We start from the raw sequence: 17,308 nt of genomic DNA on the forward strand, positions 1-17,308 counted from the left end.
TCTGGTATTCGCCTTTTTTTCTTGCCGGGGGCCGCGGACCGGTCCCTCTCCCTCTGTTGCGAGTATGAAGGGGACTGCGAAGAGATTCCACCCCAAAAAACAGTCCGTTACGGACCTATTCGCGCCAGAGGTTTACCCGCGCCAGAGATCAGGCGTCAAAAGCGCAATAATGGCAAGGGTTTCCAGCCGTCCCAGCACCATTGCAGCACAGAAAACCGCCTTGGCTGTTCCGCTGAGCTCCGACAGCGCAATGGGCTCTTCGGCCGCAAAAGAAATCAGCGGTCCGGTCGTCGACAGGCCCGCAACAGCCAGCACGATTGCGTCCTCAAATTCCACGCCCAGCAGCGCGAGCAGCATTGTGATCGCCGCGAGGGTCAGCGCAAAAAGCATGAAGAAAATCCATGCGATAAAGGCACCATTACGTTGTATGCGGCGGCTTTCACGCCCGGCCCGACTGACCGACGAGGGATGCACAAGCCTTTCCAGTTCGCGACGGCCGTTGAGGTAAAGCGCAAAGACCCTCAGGAGTTTGACCCCGCCCGCAGTGGTTGCAACACCGCCGCCGATAAGCGCCAGCCCCATCAGGATCAGTCCCGGTGTCTGCAGGCCTGACCAGGATTGTGCCTCGGTCCAGCCGGCACTGGCAAAACCGGTTGTTGTCAGAAACGACATGACGGTAAACAGCGCGCCCCAGAATGCGCGGATGGCCGCCTGCAGTTCTTCGCCTGTTTCGAAATCCAGCGCGCCCAGCCAGTGTCGCAGAAATATGATCAGCGGCACCCCGAGAACAATGGCCAGTCCCAGCCGGAATTCCGGGTCTGTGGTCAGCCCTCCCTGCGTCGCGGTGATCGTGTCCGAAGAAAAAGTCAGCCGCGACAGCGCAAACAGCATAAAGAGCAGCATAAGGATCTCGCCGGTGAAACCCGATCCGTTTTCGCCCAGACCGCCGACGGCTGAAATTCCGGAGGTGGCCATAACGGACATCGCGTGCGTCAGAGCCACCAGCGGTCGGTCGCCACTGATAAAGAGCAGCACCCAGAGCAGCACCGTCAGCCCGACATAAATCGGCACCAGCGCCGTCACAATGCGCAGCAGACGCGCCCGCGGATCCGTGCGGCCATAAATGGTGCTCTGGCTCTCGCGCTGACCAGGTTCTGCCTGTGCTGTCACCTCAAAACCACCAAGGTTCAGTGGCGCGAGGATAGCAGACGCGGCGATCCACATCGTGATCCCCCCCATCCAGCCGACCTGCGCACGCCACAGGTGCAGCGTGTCATTCAGCCTTTCGGGACGGTCGAAAAGTGTCGCACCGGTCGTCGTGACCGCGCTCACCATTTCGACATAGGCGTTCATGAAAGTCGTGGTGTTCAGCCCCTCAAAAAACGGGACCGCGAGGAAAAACGGCAGAAAAACAAAGGTCGAGAACAGCGACATCAGGGTACCCAGGGCACCGTGCCGCGGCCGGCGGCCTGCATGTGCCGTGGCAATCATCCCGAAGATGATCAGCCCCAGCAGGCAGCAGTAGAAAAACGCCCGTGCGGTTTCCAGTTCGCGCACAGCGCCGCCGTGCAGAGCCGGCACCAGCATCGAGACAGAGGCCACCCCGAAGATCAGCAGAAACAGTGGCATCTCCAGCAGCTGTTCCAGGGCTGATCTGCGCCCGGCGGTATGTCGCGCGCGGGACATGGATCAGAAAAAATCGATCGAGACCTGCATCAGACGCTCAACTTCCGGCACGTCCTCTGTCAGGGCGAAAATAGCGATGACGTCACCTTCGCTGATACGCGTGCTGCCAACCGGCCGGATCACCTCATCACCTTTGCGGAGCGCGCCGACCAGAACACCTTCGGGGAAGTCGATATCAGAGATTTTCTGACCCGCCAGCGGTGACGTCGACAGAACTTCGGCCTCGATCACCTCTGCCTCGGCATCGCCGATGGAATAGACCGCCCGCACCCGCCCGTGCCGGATATGGCGGAGGATCGACGAGACCGTCGTCGCACGCGGATTGATGTAGGCATTGATGCCCAGCGGCCCCATCAGCGGCACCAGTGTGGGGTCGTTGATCAGCGCGATGACATAGGCGCAGCCTTCGGCCTTGGCACGAACGCAGGCCAGCATATTCGTTTTGTCATCATCGGTGATGGCGAGCATCGCATCGGCACGCGCGATCCCTGCTTCGGCCAGCAGCCCGGAATCGAGCCCGTCACCATTCAGGACAATCGTCCGTTCAAGCGCCTCGGCCGCGCGCTCTGCACAATGCCGGTTCTTTTCGATAACCTTGGTGCGCACCCGCGCGACGCGTTTTTCGAGGGTCTGCGCGACGGTCAGACCAACATTTCCGCCGCCAACAAGCACAACACGTTCCTGTTTGGACTGCTTCTTGCCAAAGATTTCCATCGTGCGCGGAATGTCGTCGACATGCGTGAAGATATAGCAGTCGTCACCGGCAAAAAGCTGATCCTTGGCTTCGGGCGCAAACAATGTGCCATCGCGGCGCACCCCCACGACGACGGCGCGCAGTGTGGAGAACAGATCTGTCAGCTGGCGCAGCGACGTATTGAGCACAGGGCAGCTGTCATCGAGACTGATGCCCAGCAGGTGCGCCTTGCCCTCCATGAAGACTTCGGTGTCAAAGGCCGCCGGCGCGGACAGGCGCTGGAGCGCGGCCGCCGCGACTTCCTTTTCCGGGCTGATCACCACGTCAATGGGCATATGATCACGCCGGTAAAGATCAGAATAAATAGCATCCAGATAGGACTGGCTGCGCAGGCGCGCGATCTTGCGGTTTATGCCGAACACCGAATGCGCAACCTGGCAGGTCACCATGTTTACTTCGTCCGAATGGGTTGCGGCGATGATCATTTCCGCATCCCGGGCCCCTGCCCGGTCGAGCACATCAGGATAGCTCGCAAAGCCCGCAATACCCTGAACATCCAGAGAGTCAGTTGCCCGGCGCACAAGATCTGGGTTGTTGTCGACAACGGTGACGTCGTTACGCTCACCGGAAAGATGTCGCGCGATCTGCCAGCCAACCTGACCGGCACCGCAGATGATGACCTTCATGCTTTGCGTCCTTCAGAGCATTTCCGGACCCTCTGAATGGCAGATGGCTCTGATACGGTCAATTCAATTGTCCAGGGGCACCGGGCCGTGCAATATGCGGGTATGAAACGGTTTCTGCGTTATTTCTGCTCTGGTGCACTTTTCGGGCTGCTCGTCGCCTGCGCGCCGGTGACGATGTATTACGACGCCGGCGCCGAAGTATCCCGGCTGGAGACCGACCTGCTGAACTGTCAGGTCTCCGCCGCACAGAACGTTCCGGTTTCCAATCAGGTACGGCGTGACCCACCCCAGTATTACCCCGCGCGGCGCGTCTGCCGACGGGATGGCTCGTGCTATACAACCGGCGGATTTTTTGATCCGGGCAATGTCTACACGGTAGATGTGAATGCGGGCCTGCGCGCGCGGGTGACCAACCAGTGTATGGAAGAGCGCGGTTACCGACAGGTCAGTATCCCGCGCTGTTCGGGCGATATATCGCGCAACGCGATCCCCGCTGTGACACGCGTGTTGCCGGAACTGACACCAAAAAGCTGCATTATCAGCAACAAGGACAAAACCTGGCAGATTCTGAACAACTCCGGCTGATTTTGTCGCTTTTGCGCTGGCACCCCTGTCGGGGGCTTTCTACTCATAGCGCATGAGCGTTTCGATTCCCCGGATCACACCCGACCTGCAGCCAGCCCGGACCCTTGTCAGGGATCTCTATGCCGATATGGCCCGCGCCGATGCTGACACGATCGGTGCTGTGCTCAGCCGTTATATGGCTCCGGACTGCCACTGGTACGGCATGCACCCGTTTCACGAACAGACCGGCCCTGAGGCCGTCACCGGTGTATTCTGGTCACCGTTTCTGCAGGCTTTCACCAGCGTGCAGCGCCGCGAGGATATCTTTTTTGCGGGGCTGAACGAGATCGACGGGTTTCAGGGGCAATGGACCTGTTCAATGGGCCACCTGATGGGGCTGTTTGATCAGCCTTTCCTGGGCATTCCTCCGACCCGGCGTATCGCGATGGTGCGCTATGCCGAGTTCCACCACATTGAGGACGGTCAGATCACGGAATCGGCGCTTTTCGTTGATCTGATGCATCTGATGCTGCAGGCGGGGCTGAACCCTCTTCGCGCGGAACAGACCGGTGCGCACCTGATCCAGCCCGGTCCGCTGACGCATGATGGCCTGCAGTTCGCCGCCGGCGACCCGGAAGCGTCACGGATAACGCTCGCACGTATCAACAACATGATCGGCAGCATTGACGCCGCCAATGCCGCGGCCACGCCACTGCATCCGCGTGACGAACTGGCGGTTGACTGGAACCGGGACATGCTCTGGTGGGGTCCTGCCGGTATCGGCGCGACCTATACCATCGACCGCTACATCGAACAGCACCAGGGGCCGTTCCGCAAAGCCATCGACGACCGCGCTTTCAACGGCCACCTGTGTCGCATGGCCGAGGGCAACTACGGCGGGTTCTTTGGCTGGCCCAATCTGACGCTGACAAACGCGGGCGGTTTCATGGGCTTCCCGGCATCGGAGGTCCGCGCGGACATGCGTGTTGTTGATATCTACCGCCGGGACGGTGACAGGCTGGCCGAGAACTGGATATTCATCGACATGCTGCATTTCCTGAAAATGCAGGGGCACGACATTCTGGCCGAAATCGGCGGCTGATCCGATTACTCTGCTGTTTCCGGTTCTTCGTCCATGTGCGCGACACGCGCGCCTGATTTGGCCGAGGTCACAACGCCCAGCGACTTCAGTTTGCGGTGCAGCGCGGAACGCTCCATGCCGACAAAGTTGGCGGTCCGCGAAATATTGCCGCCAAAACGGTTGATCTGCGTCAGCAGGTATTCCCGCTCGAAGGCTTCACGGGCTTCACGCAGCGCCAGAGTTGCAAGCGCGCCTGAAAGCACCACACGGTTCTGATCGCTGCCGCCTTCCTCGTTGCCGGGCAGTTCCCGCGCTTCGATGACGCCGTTGCCGTCCCCCAGGATCAGCACCCGTTCGATCAGGTTCTTGAGCTGGCGCACGTTGCCAGGCCACACCATTGTCTGCATCAGGGCCACCGCATCGTCACTCAGTTCGCGCAGCGGCAATCCCTGCGACGTGTTCATCTCTGCGATGAAATGGCGTGCAAGCTCAGGAATATCCTCGCGCCGGTCCTCAAGCGCGGGCACAATGATCGGCACGACATTCAGCCTGTGGTAAAGTTCTTCGCGGAATGTTCCGGCTGCAATGGCCTCCTCAAGATCACGGTTGGTCGAGGAAATGACCCGCAGGTCCACCCGCACCTTGTCATTGCCCCCCACGCGCTGGAACTGCTGATCCACCAGCACGCGCAGGATTTTGGACTGCGTCCCGACGGGCATGTCGGCAACCTCGTCGAAATAGATGATGCCCCCGTGCGCTTCTTCGAGCAGCCCGGGCTCGACACCACGTTCTGGCGTCTCACGCCCGAACAGCACTTCTTCCATTCGGTCGGGCGCCACACCGGCACAGTTCACCGTCACAAAAGGGCCACCAGACCGGTTGGAATTGGCGTGAATATACCGTGCGGCGACTTCTTTGCCGCTGCCGGCGGGCCCGGTAAGCATCACCCTGCCGTTGGATTTTGTAACCTTGTCGAGGTTGCTTACCAGCGTGCGGAAAGACGCCGAACTTCCGATCATCTCGGCGCGGGTATCGTCACGACGCCGCAGGCTCTGGTTTTCGCGCCGCAGTCGCGAGGTTTCCATCGCACGGCGGATCACGACAAGCAGCTGGTCGATGTTAAAAGGCTTTTCGATGAAATCATATGCGCCCTGCTTGATCGCCGCGACGGCGATCTCGATGTTGCCGTGTCCCGAGATGATCACCACCGGTACGTCCTGGTTGTCCCGCCGCACGGTTTTGAGGATGTCGATGCCATCCATACGACTGTCTTTCAGCCAGATATCCAGGATAATCAGTGCCGGCGGCTCTCCGTTGATCGCCGCCATTGCCTCGTCCGAATTGCCCGCCAGCCGGGTGGCATAGCCTTCGTCCTGCAGAATGTCGGATATCAGCTCGCGGATATCGCGTTCGTCGTCAACAATCAGAATATCACTCATCGGTTCCGGTTCCTTCCTGAGCCAGTTCTTTTTGCGGTGCATCAGATGTCGTACAGGGCAGTGTGATCACCGCCATCGCACCGAAATGGGTTTGCCCGTCAAAAACGGGCGCGTCTTCGAGCACAAGGCTGCCGCCGTGCTCCTCAATGATCTTCTTTACAATCGGCAGACCAAGGCCGGTGCCTTCGCTGCGGGTTGTCACATAAGGTTCAAACAGCCGGGCGCGGTCCTCGGGCAGGCCGGTACCGTTGTCCGCCACTGTGATCCGGGCGCGGCCCCGCCGAAGCACCATATCCACTCTGATCTGCGGGGAATGACCCTCAGGCGCGCCTTTTTCCTGCAGTATTTCAATGGCTTCACCGGCATTCTTGATGAGGTTGGTCAGCGCCTGACTGATCATTGTGCTGTCAAGTTCCGCCTCGACTGGTTCATCCGGCAGACTGGCCGTGATTTTCACATCCGGCTGCCCCGTCTGCTGGAGCAGCACCGCGTCACGCACAAGCTGTTTGAGGTCCAGCGGTTTGCGTTCGGGTTCGGGCATCCGGGCAAATTTGGAGAATTCATCGACAATACGCCGCAGATCGCCTGTCTGGCGCACGATGACACCGGTCATCTGTTCCAGCGCCTCGCTGTCCTCGCCAACGCGCGAGGAAAACTTGCGTTTGATCCGTTCCGCGGAAAGCTGAATAGGCGTCAGCGGATTCTTGATCTCATGCGCAATCCGTCTGGCCACATCGCCCCAGGCGGCCATCCGCTGGGCACTCACAAGGTCGGTCACATCGTCAAATGCAACCACATAGCCTTCCAGACGGCCATCTTCGCTCCGCCGCGTCGACATGCGCACCAGCAGATTCTCACGCCTGCCGTTCCGGCTGACCTTGACCTCGCCCTGAGAGACCTCTTCGGGGGCCTGTTTCACGGCCTCAAACAAGGGGCCGAATTCCGGCACGGCAACCGACAGGGCGGCGGTCTGACGCTCGCCGTTCCAGTCCAGCAGCCGCTCTGCGCTGCGGTTCACAAAGGTGATCCGCCCGTCAGAGTCCAGCCCGACAACACCCGAGGTCACAGAGCTGAGCACGGAATCGAACAGCCTGCGGCGGCGTTCAATCTGCTGGGTGTTGTCCATCAGCGTGTCACGCTGCACTTTGAGCTGGCGCGTCATCTGGTTGAAATACCGGCCAAGCATCGCAATTTCATCGTCGCCGACTTCTTCACGGACCTGGATATCCAGATCCCCTGCCCCAACCTGTTGCGCGGCCCCCGTCAGCCGGCCAACAGGCCCGGACAGACGTTCGGCAAACCACAGCCCCAGCCATATCGCGGCAAGGATCAGAATGAGCGCAAAGGCCAGATAAAGAAGCCCGAATTCAAACAGCAGACGCCCGCGTTCGCTCTCAAGCTGCTGATAAAGGCGCACCGTTTCCTGTGTCTCATCAAGCAGAGAGAGGATTTCGCCGTCCACATCGCGGCTGACATAGAGATACCTGTCCGTAAATGCCGTCAGCATCACCAGCGCGCGGAATTCGTTGTTGGGCCAGTCCTCGATGATCACCACATCGCCGCCCTGTGCTTCGCGGATATTCGCCTCGGTCGGTTCTTCGTAGTTGAACAGGTAAGACCTCTCGCCGCGCGCACGCAGGTCGCGGGTACCGTCGATCAGATAAGCTTCGCGCAGACCGCGCTGGATCTGACGCTGTCCCTCGCTGAGCAGATCACTGTCCGAAATCAGAATACCGGCCAGGCGGGCTTCGTCGATGGATTCAGCCAGTGCAAGCGCGTCCTCCGCAAGATCGCCGCGCTGTTCGGCCTCATAGGCCTGTGCCGCGGCCAGCGAATTGCCGACCACCTCGCGCACGCGGTCCGAGAACCAGCCCTCCAGACCCACATTCACCGTCAGGCCGGCAAAAATGGCCACGGTCACGGTCGGTATCAGCGCCAGCAGGGCAAACACACCGGTCAGCCGCAGGTGCAGCCTCGACCCGGCGGATTTGGCCCGTCTGGCCGCGATCAGCCGTCCGACCTGTGCCAGCACAAGGGCTGCGACGACCAGGATGTAGACCATATCCGCCAGCAGGATAAGCCGCAGGCTGAGCGTGGTGCTCGCCTCGCCCAGAGGCCCGAGAATCAGATAGGTCGACAGCGCCAGAACCGGGCCCAGCACCACGAGGCCCAGCGTTGCTGCATTGCGCACACGTCTGAGGCGGCGCAAACGCCCCAGCCGCAGTCGCAGTGACTTTTCCACACGGGATGCCACCCGATGTCCTCACCTATGATGTGGTGCCAGAAGCACCAGACCGCATTATTTTGTGATCTCCACGAGGAGTGTCCCCCATGTGCCACGGTTTGTGTTGCGGTTTTACATCAATTTGCGGCGGCGTGTCACCTCAATATCGAGATCTGTGATCTTTTTCCGGAGAGTATTCCGGTTTATCCCCAGCAAATCCGCACATTTCGCCTGGTTCCCGCCGGTCGCTTCCAGCGCAATCTCGATCATCGGCGCTTCGACTTCGCGCAGTATCCGGGCGTACAGGCCCGCAGGCGGCAGCATATTGCCGTGCAGATCAAAGTACCGCCGAAGGTGCCGTTCAACTGATGCCCCGAGTTTCTCTGTATTTCCTGCCGCGCGCATCGGCTCCAGATCCGGCTGAGCGCCAAGCACCTGCTCCACCTCTGACGCGGTGATTTCCGCTGCCCTGCTGGTCAGGCCCAGACGGCGGATCGCGTTTTCCAGCTGGCGGACGTTGCCAGGCCAGGAATAGTTCCGGAAAATCTCGGCGGCCTCCGCAGACAGGCTGCGGGCCGCGGCCCCCGAAGCTTCGGCGCGGGTCAGGAAGTGTTCCGCCAGCAGCGGAATATCGTCAACGCGTTCGCGCAGCGCAGGCACCATCAGTGTCGCGCCACTGAGCCGGTAATAGAGGTCTTTGCGCATTTCGCCCTTTTCCATGGCCGCATTCAGATCACTCTGACTGGTGGCGAGGAACCGCGGCGCATATTCGCCCGGCGTGTCCATCATCCGGACGACCCTGGCCTGAAGCTCCTCGGAAAGATCCCCGATCTCATCTATCAGCAATGTGCCGCCCTTGACCCGGGCCAGCAGGCGCGCCGGCCCTTCCAGTTCCTGCAGATCAGCGCCGGTGGCAGTGACGAACGGCAGGTTGCGCCGGTCTGAAAAATCATGAACGGCGCGGGCAATCAGCGATTTCCCGGTGCCGGATTCCCCCCAGACCAGTACGGGCAGATCGGTGTTCATCACCCGGGCAACAATGCGGTAGAGCGCCTGCATCACTGCCGTGCGACCGACCAGCGGCAGATCATCAGGCCGCTCGTCACCCTGAACGGGCGCGCGCCGGGACTGCTGGCGCGTTTCAAGCGCACGCGCTGTCCGCTTCATCAGGTCCGGCAGGTCGAAAGGTTTGGGCAGGTAATCATAGGCCTCAGCCTCGGCGGCCTGAATTGCCGTCATGATGGTGTTCTGCGCCGAAATGACGATCACCGGCAGCCCTGGCCGGTCCTCGCTGATCTTCGGCAGCATTTCCAGGCCGTTCCCGTCCGGCATCATCACATCCGAGATCACAACGTCACCCTTGCCCTCGCTGACCCAGCGCATCAGCGTCGTCAGGCTCGAGGTGGCATGCACCTTGCAGCCGGCGCGGGTCAGTGCCTGGGTCAGGACTGTGCGGATCGTGCGGTCATCGTCTGCGACCAGAACGGTACCATCCATCTGTTATTCCTCTCTGAGTGACTGTTGAACAGCGTCGCGGGGCGCGCGCGCCAGTGAAATACGAAAAACCGTCTGACCAGGGACGGATGTGACCGAGATCCAGCCGCCATGATCGGAAATGATCTTGCTGACCAGCGCGAGGCCGAGGCCTGTGCCGTTTTCGCGACCCGATACAAAAGGTTCGAAAACGTCGCCCTTGATGGCCTCGGGCAGACCCGGACCATCGTCGATGATCTCGATCTGAAGCGGCAGGGACTGACCCGATCCGTCAGAGCGGCGCAGGCGGAATGAATGCTCAAAATAGCTGTGCAGCCGGATCGTCCCCGGCTTGCCCTTTGAAGCCTCAGAAGCGTTGCGGATAAGATTGAGCACAACCTGCAGCAACTGGTCCGGATCGCCCCAGGCCATGGGCAGCGACGGATCATAGTCCTCGACGACTTTCATGTGCGCGCCAAAGCCGAGCAGCGCTGACCGGCGCGCCCGGTCCAGCACATCGTGGATGTTCACCGGCTGAAAATCCGGGCTCGACAGATTGCCGAACTGCTCGACCTGCCCCAGCAGTTTCACGATACGGCGGCTCTCTTCGACGATCAGATCCGTCAGCTCCAGATCCTCTGCGCCGAGGTTCATGCTCAGCAGCTGCGCAGCTCCGGTGATCCCTGCCAGCGGGTTCTTGATTTCGTGGGCAAGCATTTCCGCCATACCGATCGCAGATTTCGCCGCCGATTTAACCGAATGGTTCTGGGTCATCCGACCGGCCAGTTCGCGCGGCGAGATCATCAGGATCATGTGACCATCGCTGCCCACAAGCGGCGCAACCTGCAGGTCTGACTGCATCGGCGCCCGCTCACCGCTGCCAACGTCCACATCGTTCACAAAGAGCGGCGTTCCACTGTCCCGCGACCGCTGAAACGCCGCCTCCAGCGGATCATTCACGGCAATCTGGTCCCAGACCGGCACACCGCGCACGGTTCGGGCAGACACATTCAGAAAGCCCTCGGCGGCGGAATTGATGTCGATGATCAGGTCATCAGGACCGATGATCAGAGTGGGCACGGGCAGACTGGCCCAGATGCTCGCATCTGAGTTCATGCCGCTACCCCTTCGCCCGCAAAACAGGCATCTGCGATCAGCCTGTCCGTTTCCAAAGGTGTCGCGGCCGTCAGTACCGCGCGGCGCAGATCGGCAGGTGTGTCGCAGGTGTCCATATACCAGCCAAGATGTTTGCGTGCGACGCGCAGGCCCAGCGTTTCGCCATAAAAGCGGATCATGCTGTCATAATGGGCCCGGACCATGTCGCAGAACGCGGCGCCCACCGGCACTTCGGGTGCAGGCGTCCCCCAGAGGCTGTGTGCCACAGATGCCAGCAACCAGGGCCTGCCCCGCGCACCGCGGCCGATCATCACGCCATCTGCACCCGAAAGCTCCAGCGCCCGACGCGCCGACGCAGAATCGACAATGTCGCCATTTGCAATCACCGGGATCGACACGGCATCGCGGACGCCGCGGATGGCAGCCCAGTCGGCCGTACCCTTGTAGAACTGACAGCGCGTGCGCCCGTGTATTGTGATCATGGTGATGCCGGCGCTCTCGGCCCGGCGCGCAATGTCAGGGGCATTGAGCATATTGTCGTCCCAGCCCAGACGCGTTTTCAGCGTTACCGGAATACTGACGGCCCGCACGACCGCCTCGATCAGTGTCAGGGCATGATCCGGCGTGCGCATCAGCGCAGAGCCCGAATATCCCTGTGTCACCTTCTTTGCCGGGCATCCCATATTGATGTCGATGACCGCAGCGCCCTGACCCTCGACCATACGCGCGGCCTCTGCCATAGGCGCGGCTTCCCGGCCTGCCAGTTGCACGGCGGTGCCGGTATGCCCCAGCCCCAGTTCAGCTTTTTCACGGCTGCCAGGGCGCGCATTGATCATATCGTGGCTGGCAACCATTTCCGACACGACCAGACCCGCGCCAAAACCGGACACCAGCTCGCGGAACGGCAGATCGGTGATTCCGGCCATAGGCGCCAGCAGAACCGGTGGCGTCATATCAAAGGGTGGCGCAACAGCCATAAATGCCTAATCCTTGTGCAGATTGCCCTGATCTATCAATTATACAGCATTTCCTCAATATTAGCTGGTCGTGAGGCAGGTCACACAATGCGGTTTGCCTGTTTTTTAAGCAGCGCGCCTGACGATTGCCAGGAACGAACCAAAACCATAGACAGGACAAAGGAATGTCGGGGGAGCCATGACCACAGCAGCAATTATCGTCGCCGCCGGGCGTGGTACCCGTGCGGGGGGCGGTGTTCCCAAGCAATGGCGTGCACTGCTGGACCAGCCCGTTGCTGCCCATGCGGTGCAGGCCTTTGTTGACCATCCGGGCATCGGTCCGGTTGTTCTGGTCATCCACCCGGAGGACTGGAAAATCGCCGCAACGGCCATGGGCCCGGATGTTGAAACGGTGACCGGCGGCGACACGCGGAGCGCGTCGGTCAATGCCGGTCTTGCGGCGGTCGCCGGTCGGTGCGACAGGGTCCTGATCCATGATGCCGCGCGTCCCTGCGTGTCAAAAGGCACGATTGACGGCGTTCTGGCGGCCCTGGAAACCGAAGGTGCCGCAGCACCGGCGCTGGCGGTGGTCGATGCACTCTGGACGGGTGCGGATGGTTTTGTCACGGGAACAACGGACCGGACAGGCCTGTTTCGCGCCCAGACACCCCAGGGCTTTGACCTGAAACTGATCCTTGAGGCACACACGCGCTTTCCGCAGGGCGCGGATGACGATGTCGGCCTCGCCCGGCGCGCCGGCCACAGGGTTGCCATCACCGCCGGGGATGAGGACAATCTGAAAATCACACTGCCCGAAGACTTTGAACGCGCCGGGCACATACTGAGGGCACGCAATGGACATCAGACTGGGTAACGGCTTTGACGTGCACGCTTTCGGGCCAGGCGACCACGTCATTCTGTGTGGGGTCAAAATCCCGCACACGCAGGGACTTGTCGGTCATTCGGATGCCGATGTCGGCATGCACACAGTAACCGACGCGCTTTATGGCGCGCTGGCGCAGGGCGATATCGGCCAGCATTTCCCGCCGTCCAATCCACAATGGAAGGGCGCGGCGAGCGAAATTTTCCTGCAGCACGCCGCGTCTCTCGCGCGGTCTATGGGCTTTGAGATCAGCAACATTGACTGTACGCTGATCTGCGAATTCCCGAAAATCGGCCCACATGCCGCCGACATGCGCCGCGAGATGGCGAGACTTCTCGATCTGGATCCGACACGGGTATCCGTCAAGGCAACTACGTCAGAGAAGCTGGGCTTTACCGGACGTGGTGAGGGCATCGCCTGCATTGCCACCGCAGCTCTGGTGCGCGCATGAACCGTCTTGCACAGCTGATCGGTACCGTTCTGGGCGTCGGATATATCCGTCCGGCACCCGGCACCTGGGGGTCGCTGGTTGCGCTGCCCTGGGGGTGGCTGCTGCATGTGGTCGGTGGTTTTCCATTGCTTTTTACCGGAATTGTTGTGGCGTTCCTCAAAGGCTGGTGGGCTACAACGGTCATGACCCGGGACAGCGGGGATCATGACCCCTCCGAGATCGTCGTGGACGAGCTTGTCGGTCAGTGGATTGCGTTGCTGCCCTTGTCCTGGGCGGCCTGGAGCATGGACCTCAACATCCTCGTGATGTGGCCCGGCTGGATCGCGGCATTTGCCCTGTTCCGACTGTTCGACATCTGGAAACCCGGGCCCGTAGGCTGGGCGGACCGTCGCGGTGATGCACTGGGTGTGATGCTGGACGACGTAATTGCCGGTCTGTTTGCAGCTCTGAGTGTGGTCGCGCTGGCCGGGCTCTATCACGGTATCGGATAACATGAGCATCGTCGCGCAGATCTTTGATAAAGCAAAGTTATCCGGGGTTATGATCGCAACGGCCGAGAGCTGCACAGGTGGTATGATTGCCGCGGCACTGACCGAAGTTCCTGGTGCTTCTGCAGTCGTCGAACGTGGTTTCGTCACTTATACAAACGAAGCAAAAATGCAGATGCTTGGGGTCCGTGAAAGCACGCTGGATGCGCATGGCGCGGTCTCTGAAGAAGTGGCGCGTGAAATGGCCAGCGGTGCGTTGGTGCACTCCTCTGCCCGTCTGGCCGTGTCGGTCACCGGTATCGCGGGCCCTGGCGGGTCGGATTTCAAACCTGAAGGCCGCGTGTGCTTTGGCCTGGCCGCAGGGGAAAGCGTACAGTCGGAAACGGTTGAATTCGGAGCACGCGGCCGCGCACAGGTACGACAGGCCGCCTGCGAACACGCGCTGAAACTGCTGCTGGCAAGGCTTCAGTCACCGATAACCTGAACAAATGCGCGACGATCCCGCCTGTCAACCGCCGACCACAACATGTCTGCTCGGCGCGCGCCGATCAGGGCAACCGCCTTACGCATGAGCCTTGAGCGTCTTTCCGACAGCGAAATGGGTGCTGCAAGATCGAAAAAGGCGGTCTTTTCGCCCCCGTCCGCCAGCGTGATACGAACCCGCGACTGCATTTCGGACAGATCGGCGTCTTCGCAGACGCGCACCAGACGACGCAAGGCGCGCAGTTGCGGGTCCTGCGCTGTGGCGTCGGTAAAGCCCGAGATATCGGCGGTCGAAACACCCGCCAAAGCCATAGCCGCTGTATGCGCATAGGAAAACTTGACAGCCAGACCCGTTTCAGGCTCGGGCTGATTACACACACTCATCCAGCGCGGATGTGTAAATATATCAACAGCCGCAACGTCTTGCGGGCCAATATTCAAAGTTCCAATCGCTTCAAGCATGGCATGCAGGCCGTGACAGCACGCATGAAACTTGTGACTGATCTGCAATATCTGCTGTGCAGGCCTGTCTGCAGGCGGCAGGGCAGCGTCATCCGCCGCGCCATGGTGCGTCTCTGCGAAACCAAGCGGACCGGCAAGCCCGTCCGACGCCGCCGTAACGCCTGCCTGCGCCCAGAGAACCGCCTCGACCCCGGTACGCGCCGCAAGGCCCGCGTTCAGCGGCTTTGCCATTGTTCCGAACTGTGATTTCAGGCCCGACGCCATGGAGGCGCAAAGGCCGAGCGCCATGTGCGTCTCATCCTGGCCGAGCCCCACCAGGCGTGCAGCCCCCACTGCAGCCCCGAAGGCTCCGGCGGTTGCCGTCTGGTGGAATCCGATCTGGTAGTGCCCCCGCCCCAGCCACTGCCCGACCAGAACCGAGGCCTCGACACCGGCAAGGGCTGCATCGGCCAGGTCTGCAAAACCGGCCTCCTGTTGCTCTGTCAGCGCCAGAACCGCAGGGACCACGGCAACTGACGGATGGCCGATATGCGCGAAGTGTGTGTCGTCATAGTCGAGCGCATGGCTGAGCGTGCCGTTGATCAGCGCCGCAGCTGGTGCCGCGGCCGTGCCGCCGCCGAAAACTGTCGACACACCACTGCTGTTGTGTCCGGCAGCACGCCGGAAGCCATCAAAGGTTGTATCCTCTGCGCCGGCAATCCCGCAGGCAGCCCAGTCTGCCAGCGACAGCTGCATCATCTCCAGCGCTTCCGGGTCGGAGCGACGCTGCGCGAGGTCAAGCAGGCGGTCAGTAATACTCATCCGGGGCCATAGAGGTCGCGGGCACGGGTTTCGAACGCCCGCACGATCCGTTGCATGGCTTCGTTGAACACCACACCGATCAGCTGCTGCAGGATCATGTTCCGGAATGCAAAATCAACGAAAAATGAAACCTCGCACCCTCCGTCGATATCGCGGAAGACCCAGTTCGACTTCATATAGCGAAACGGCCCGTCAAGATATTCGGTATCGATCCGGTGCTCCCCCGGTGTCAGCTCGACCCGGCTGGTAAAACGTTCCCGGAAAACCTTGAAGCTGATTACCAGATCCGCTTCCATGATTTCCTGATCCCCCTCTGGCGTCACCGACCGTATGCGTGCCGCCGAACACCACGGCAGAAATTCCGGATACCGCGCCACGTCGGCAACAAGGTCGTACATCTGCTGCGCGCTGTAGGGCAGTTTTCTGGTTTCAGAGTGGGTCGGCATTGCTTTGTCACGTCTCAGAGGTTAGCCATCCATGTCGTATGTCCCATCCTCAAGATCAAGGTATTTCCGATGCCCACGCGTCCATATGTCATAGATGAAATGATCTCGGCCAAGTCCATTGCCGCGCGCATCGAAACCCTGTGCAAAGAGATTCAGGGGGAGTTCGGCGATACCGACAAGCTGGTAGTCGTCGGTCTGCTGCGGGGCAGCTTCGTCTTTATTGCCGATCTCGTTCGCGAACTTGACCTGCCCATCGAAGTCGATTTTCTCGAGGCCTCGAGCTATGGCGACGGCATGGAAAGCAGCCGTGAGATCCGTATTCTCAAGGATCTGCGCGGCGCCATCGAGGGCCGCGATGTGCTGGTGGTCGAGGACATCGTCGACACCGGACACACGCTGAACCACGTCACGCAGCTCATGAAAAGCCGGATGCCGGCCCGTCTGAAATCCATAGCACTTCTGGACAAACCGAGCCGCCGCGAGGTCGATTTCCGCGCCGACTGGACCGGTTTCGAAATTCCGGACGAATTCGTTGTGGGCTATGGCATCGACTTTGCCCAACGCAACCGCAACCTGCCGTTTATCGGTGCGGTGCGGTTTACAGATACCTGAGCGCAGACGCTGAACCTGCGCTGGATCCATAAGATGGCCCTCTGGGAGCGCAACCCGCCCTCGTCGCGCAGGGTGCTTCTGACCATCGGTCTGGTTCTTGTTCTGCTGGTGGTCTGGGGGCTGGAGCAGGCAGGGCTCTGGCCCGGAGCACTGACCGCTGAGCGGATGCACCGCTGAGGCGGCATCCGGACTACAACAGGTTGTGACTACACCTTTCGCGTGAATGCGCTACTGTTGTTATCACGTGCGCTGGTCCGGAACCAAACTCAGGAGCTTTTCGAGATGAAAAAACGGGTAATTCTTCCTCTGGTCGCGGCGCTCGCCGTTACTGCCACAGTCGGCACAGCCTTTGGCGACGGGCACGCGAATGCCGACCCGGCGATCAAGGCACGCCAGGCACAGATGTCACTGGTGGCCTATAACATGGGCATCCTGGGTGCGATGGCCAAAGGTGAAACCGAATTCAGCACCGAAACGGCGACAGCCGCAGCGGAAAGCCTGGCAAAGGTTGCTAAACTGGACCGCAGCATTCTGTGGACAGACGGCACAGTGCAGGGCGAGGTACCGGGCACACGTGCCAAGGCGGAAATCTGGACAGATGCCGCGGGTTTTGAAAAAGCTGCGGTAGGTCTGGAAACAGCTGCAGACGGGCTTGTTGTGGCCGCCGGTCAGGACCTTGATGCGCTGCGGGCCGCCATGCAGGCGGCCGGTGCCAGTTGCGGCACCTGCCACAAGGCGTATCGCGGCCCCAAAAACTGAGGCG

General features: G+C 60.8%; 18 protein-coding genes. 9 read left to right on the forward strand and 9 right to left on the reverse strand.

What is annotated here, in order from left to right; all coding sequences use genetic code 11:
* Positions 1–132: 132 nt before the first annotated feature.
* Together Q0792_RS02160 and trkA are read right to left on the reverse strand one after the other, a co-directional pair.
* Positions 133–1,629, reverse strand: a complete 1,497-nt coding sequence (locus tag Q0792_RS02160) for a TrkH family potassium uptake protein (protein ID WP_298835958.1) — start codon at positions 1,627–1,629, stop codon at positions 133–135.
* Between the two features lie 60 nt (positions 1,630–1,689).
* On the reverse strand, positions 1,690–3,066 hold the full coding sequence (gene trkA / locus Q0792_RS02165; RefSeq protein ID WP_298835959.1) for a Trk system potassium transporter TrkA: 1,377 nt from the start codon (positions 3,064–3,066) through the stop codon (positions 1,690–1,692).
* Positions 3,067–3,102: 36 nt separating this feature from the next.
* On the opposite strand from trkA, the gene Q0792_RS02170 reads away from it, so the two are divergent.
* Complete coding sequence (locus tag Q0792_RS02170) at positions 3,103–3,651, forward strand: hypothetical protein (protein ID WP_298835960.1); 549 nt, start codon at positions 3,103–3,105, stop codon at positions 3,649–3,651.
* A 52-nt stretch (positions 3,652–3,703) separates the two neighbouring features.
* Positions 3,704–4,732, forward strand: coding sequence for an ester cyclase (locus tag Q0792_RS02175; RefSeq protein WP_298835961.1), 1,029 nt, complete (start codon positions 3,704–3,706; stop codon positions 4,730–4,732).
* Positions 4,733–4,737: 5 nt separating this feature from the next.
* Here Q0792_RS02175 and Q0792_RS02180 read toward each other — a convergent pair whose 3' ends face one another.
* The 5 genes from Q0792_RS02180 to dusB form a co-directional block, all read right to left on the reverse strand.
* Positions 4,738–6,150: a sigma-54 dependent transcriptional regulator gene (locus tag Q0792_RS02180; protein ID WP_298835962.1), complete on the reverse strand. Its 1,413-nt coding sequence runs from the start codon at positions 6,148–6,150 to the stop codon at positions 4,738–4,740.
* The gene (locus tag Q0792_RS02185; RefSeq protein ID WP_298835963.1) at positions 6,143–8,404 is read right to left on the reverse strand and encodes a PAS domain-containing sensor histidine kinase; all 2,262 of its coding nucleotides are present in this window, start codon (positions 8,402–8,404) and stop codon (positions 6,143–6,145) included. Before Q0792_RS02185 ends, Q0792_RS02180 begins: the two co-directional genes overlap by 8 nt.
* Before the next feature lie 102 nt (positions 8,405–8,506).
* Positions 8,507–9,871 carry a response regulator gene (locus Q0792_RS02190; RefSeq protein ID WP_298835964.1) on the reverse strand — a complete coding sequence of 455 codons (1,365 nt, stop codon included), beginning with the start codon at positions 9,869–9,871 and terminating at the stop codon, positions 8,507–8,509.
* A 3-nt stretch (positions 9,872–9,874) separates the two neighbouring features.
* Positions 9,875–10,963 carry an ATP-binding protein gene (locus Q0792_RS02195; protein WP_298835965.1) on the reverse strand — a complete coding sequence of 363 codons (1,089 nt, stop codon included), beginning with the start codon at positions 10,961–10,963 and terminating at the stop codon, positions 9,875–9,877.
* On the reverse strand, positions 10,960–11,940 hold the full coding sequence (gene dusB / locus Q0792_RS02200) for a tRNA dihydrouridine synthase DusB (RefSeq protein ID WP_298835967.1): 981 nt from the start codon (positions 11,938–11,940) through the stop codon (positions 10,960–10,962). The genes Q0792_RS02195 and dusB overlap by 4 nt, the downstream gene beginning before the upstream one ends.
* A 178-nt stretch (positions 11,941–12,118) precedes the next feature.
* Here dusB and ispD point away from each other — a divergent pair, with 178 nt between their 5' ends.
* From ispD to Q0792_RS02220, 4 genes are read left to right on the forward strand one after another with little or no spacing between them, the layout of a single operon-like run.
* The gene (gene ispD / locus Q0792_RS02205) at positions 12,119–12,793 is read left to right on the forward strand and encodes a 2-C-methyl-D-erythritol 4-phosphate cytidylyltransferase (protein WP_298835969.1); all 675 of its coding nucleotides are present in this window, start codon (positions 12,119–12,121) and stop codon (positions 12,791–12,793) included.
* Complete coding sequence (ispF, locus tag Q0792_RS02210) at positions 12,774–13,253, forward strand: 2-C-methyl-D-erythritol 2,4-cyclodiphosphate synthase (protein ID WP_298835971.1); 480 nt, start codon at positions 12,774–12,776, stop codon at positions 13,251–13,253. The genes ispD and ispF overlap by 20 nt, the downstream gene beginning before the upstream one ends.
* On the forward strand, positions 13,250–13,744 hold the full coding sequence (locus Q0792_RS02215) for a phosphatidylglycerophosphatase A (protein ID WP_298835973.1): 495 nt from the start codon (positions 13,250–13,252) through the stop codon (positions 13,742–13,744). Before ispF ends, Q0792_RS02215 begins: the two co-directional genes overlap by 4 nt.
* Before the next feature lies 1 nt (position 13,745).
* Complete coding sequence (locus Q0792_RS02220) at positions 13,746–14,225, forward strand: CinA family protein (RefSeq protein WP_298835975.1); 480 nt, start codon at positions 13,746–13,748, stop codon at positions 14,223–14,225.
* On the opposite strand, the gene Q0792_RS02225 is transcribed toward Q0792_RS02220, so the two are convergent.
* Positions 14,207–15,487 carry an MmgE/PrpD family protein gene (locus Q0792_RS02225; RefSeq protein WP_298835978.1) on the reverse strand — a complete coding sequence of 427 codons (1,281 nt, stop codon included), beginning with the start codon at positions 15,485–15,487 and terminating at the stop codon, positions 14,207–14,209. The genes Q0792_RS02220 and Q0792_RS02225 overlap by 19 nt on opposite strands.
* Positions 15,484–15,933 (reverse strand): type II toxin-antitoxin system RatA family toxin, encoded by a 450-nt coding sequence (locus Q0792_RS02230; RefSeq protein ID WP_298835980.1) that lies wholly within the window; start codon positions 15,931–15,933, stop codon positions 15,484–15,486. The genes Q0792_RS02225 and Q0792_RS02230 overlap by 4 nt, the downstream gene beginning before the upstream one ends.
* Positions 15,934–16,002: 69 nt before the next feature.
* Between Q0792_RS02230 and hpt the strand changes: the two genes are divergently transcribed.
* From hpt to Q0792_RS02245, 3 genes are all read left to right on the forward strand, one after another.
* Positions 16,003–16,545, forward strand: coding sequence for a hypoxanthine phosphoribosyltransferase (gene hpt, locus Q0792_RS02235; protein WP_298835982.1), 543 nt, complete (start codon positions 16,003–16,005; stop codon positions 16,543–16,545).
* 33 nt (positions 16,546–16,578) lie between these two features.
* Positions 16,579–16,722, forward strand: coding sequence for a hypothetical protein (locus tag Q0792_RS02240; protein ID WP_298835984.1), 144 nt, complete (start codon positions 16,579–16,581; stop codon positions 16,720–16,722).
* Between the two features lie 105 nt (positions 16,723–16,827).
* Complete coding sequence (locus Q0792_RS02245; RefSeq protein WP_298835986.1) at positions 16,828–17,304, forward strand: cytochrome c; 477 nt, start codon at positions 16,828–16,830, stop codon at positions 17,302–17,304.
* Positions 17,305–17,308: the final 4 nt, after the last annotated feature.

The organism is uncultured Roseobacter sp. (assembly GCF_947495025.1).
Classification (GTDB): Bacteria; Pseudomonadota; Alphaproteobacteria; order Rhodobacterales; family Rhodobacteraceae; genus Roseobacter.

Bases quoted from the DNA above. Each gene is read 5' to 3' on its own strand.
- Q0792_RS02245 (WP_298835986.1), top strand. From the start codon at position 16,828: ATGAAAAAACGGGTAATTCTTCCTCTGGTCGCGGCGCTCGCCGTTACT.
- Q0792_RS02230 (WP_298835980.1), bottom strand. From the start codon at position 15,933: ATGCCGACCCACTCTGAAACCAGAAAACTGCCCTACAGCGCGCAGCAG.
- Q0792_RS02160 (WP_298835958.1), bottom strand. From the start codon at position 1,629: ATGCCACTGTTTCTGCTGATCTTCGGGGTGGCCTCTGTCTCGATGCTG.
- Q0792_RS02215 (WP_298835973.1), top strand. From the start codon at position 13,250: ATGAACCGTCTTGCACAGCTGATCGGTACCGTTCTGGGCGTCGGATAT.
- Q0792_RS02240 (WP_298835984.1), top strand. From the start codon at position 16,579: ATGGCCCTCTGGGAGCGCAACCCGCCCTCGTCGCGCAGGGTGCTTCTG.
- ispF (WP_298835971.1), top strand. From the start codon at position 12,774: ATGGACATCAGACTGGGTAACGGCTTTGACGTGCACGCTTTCGGGCCA.
- trkA (WP_298835959.1), bottom strand. From the start codon at position 3,066: ATGAAGGTCATCATCTGCGGTGCCGGTCAGGTTGGCTGGCAGATCGCG.
- Q0792_RS02175 (WP_298835961.1), top strand. From the start codon at position 3,704: ATGAGCGTTTCGATTCCCCGGATCACACCCGACCTGCAGCCAGCCCGG.
- Q0792_RS02195 (WP_298835965.1), bottom strand. From the start codon at position 10,963: ATGAACTCAGATGCGAGCATCTGGGCCAGTCTGCCCGTGCCCACTCTG.
- Q0792_RS02180 (WP_298835962.1), bottom strand. From the start codon at position 6,150: ATGAGTGATATTCTGATTGTTGACGACGAACGCGATATCCGCGAGCTG.
- Q0792_RS02225 (WP_298835978.1), bottom strand. From the start codon at position 15,487: ATGAGTATTACTGACCGCCTGCTTGACCTCGCGCAGCGTCGCTCCGAC.
- dusB (WP_298835967.1), bottom strand. From the start codon at position 11,940: ATGGCTGTTGCGCCACCCTTTGATATGACGCCACCGGTTCTGCTGGCG.
- Q0792_RS02220 (WP_298835975.1), top strand. From the start codon at position 13,746: ATGAGCATCGTCGCGCAGATCTTTGATAAAGCAAAGTTATCCGGGGTT.
- hpt (WP_298835982.1), top strand. From the start codon at position 16,003: ATGCCCACGCGTCCATATGTCATAGATGAAATGATCTCGGCCAAGTCC.
- Q0792_RS02170 (WP_298835960.1), top strand. From the start codon at position 3,103: ATGGCAGATGGCTCTGATACGGTCAATTCAATTGTCCAGGGGCACCGG.
- ispD (WP_298835969.1), top strand. From the start codon at position 12,119: ATGACCACAGCAGCAATTATCGTCGCCGCCGGGCGTGGTACCCGTGCG.
- Q0792_RS02190 (WP_298835964.1), bottom strand. From the start codon at position 9,871: ATGGATGGTACCGTTCTGGTCGCAGACGATGACCGCACGATCCGCACA.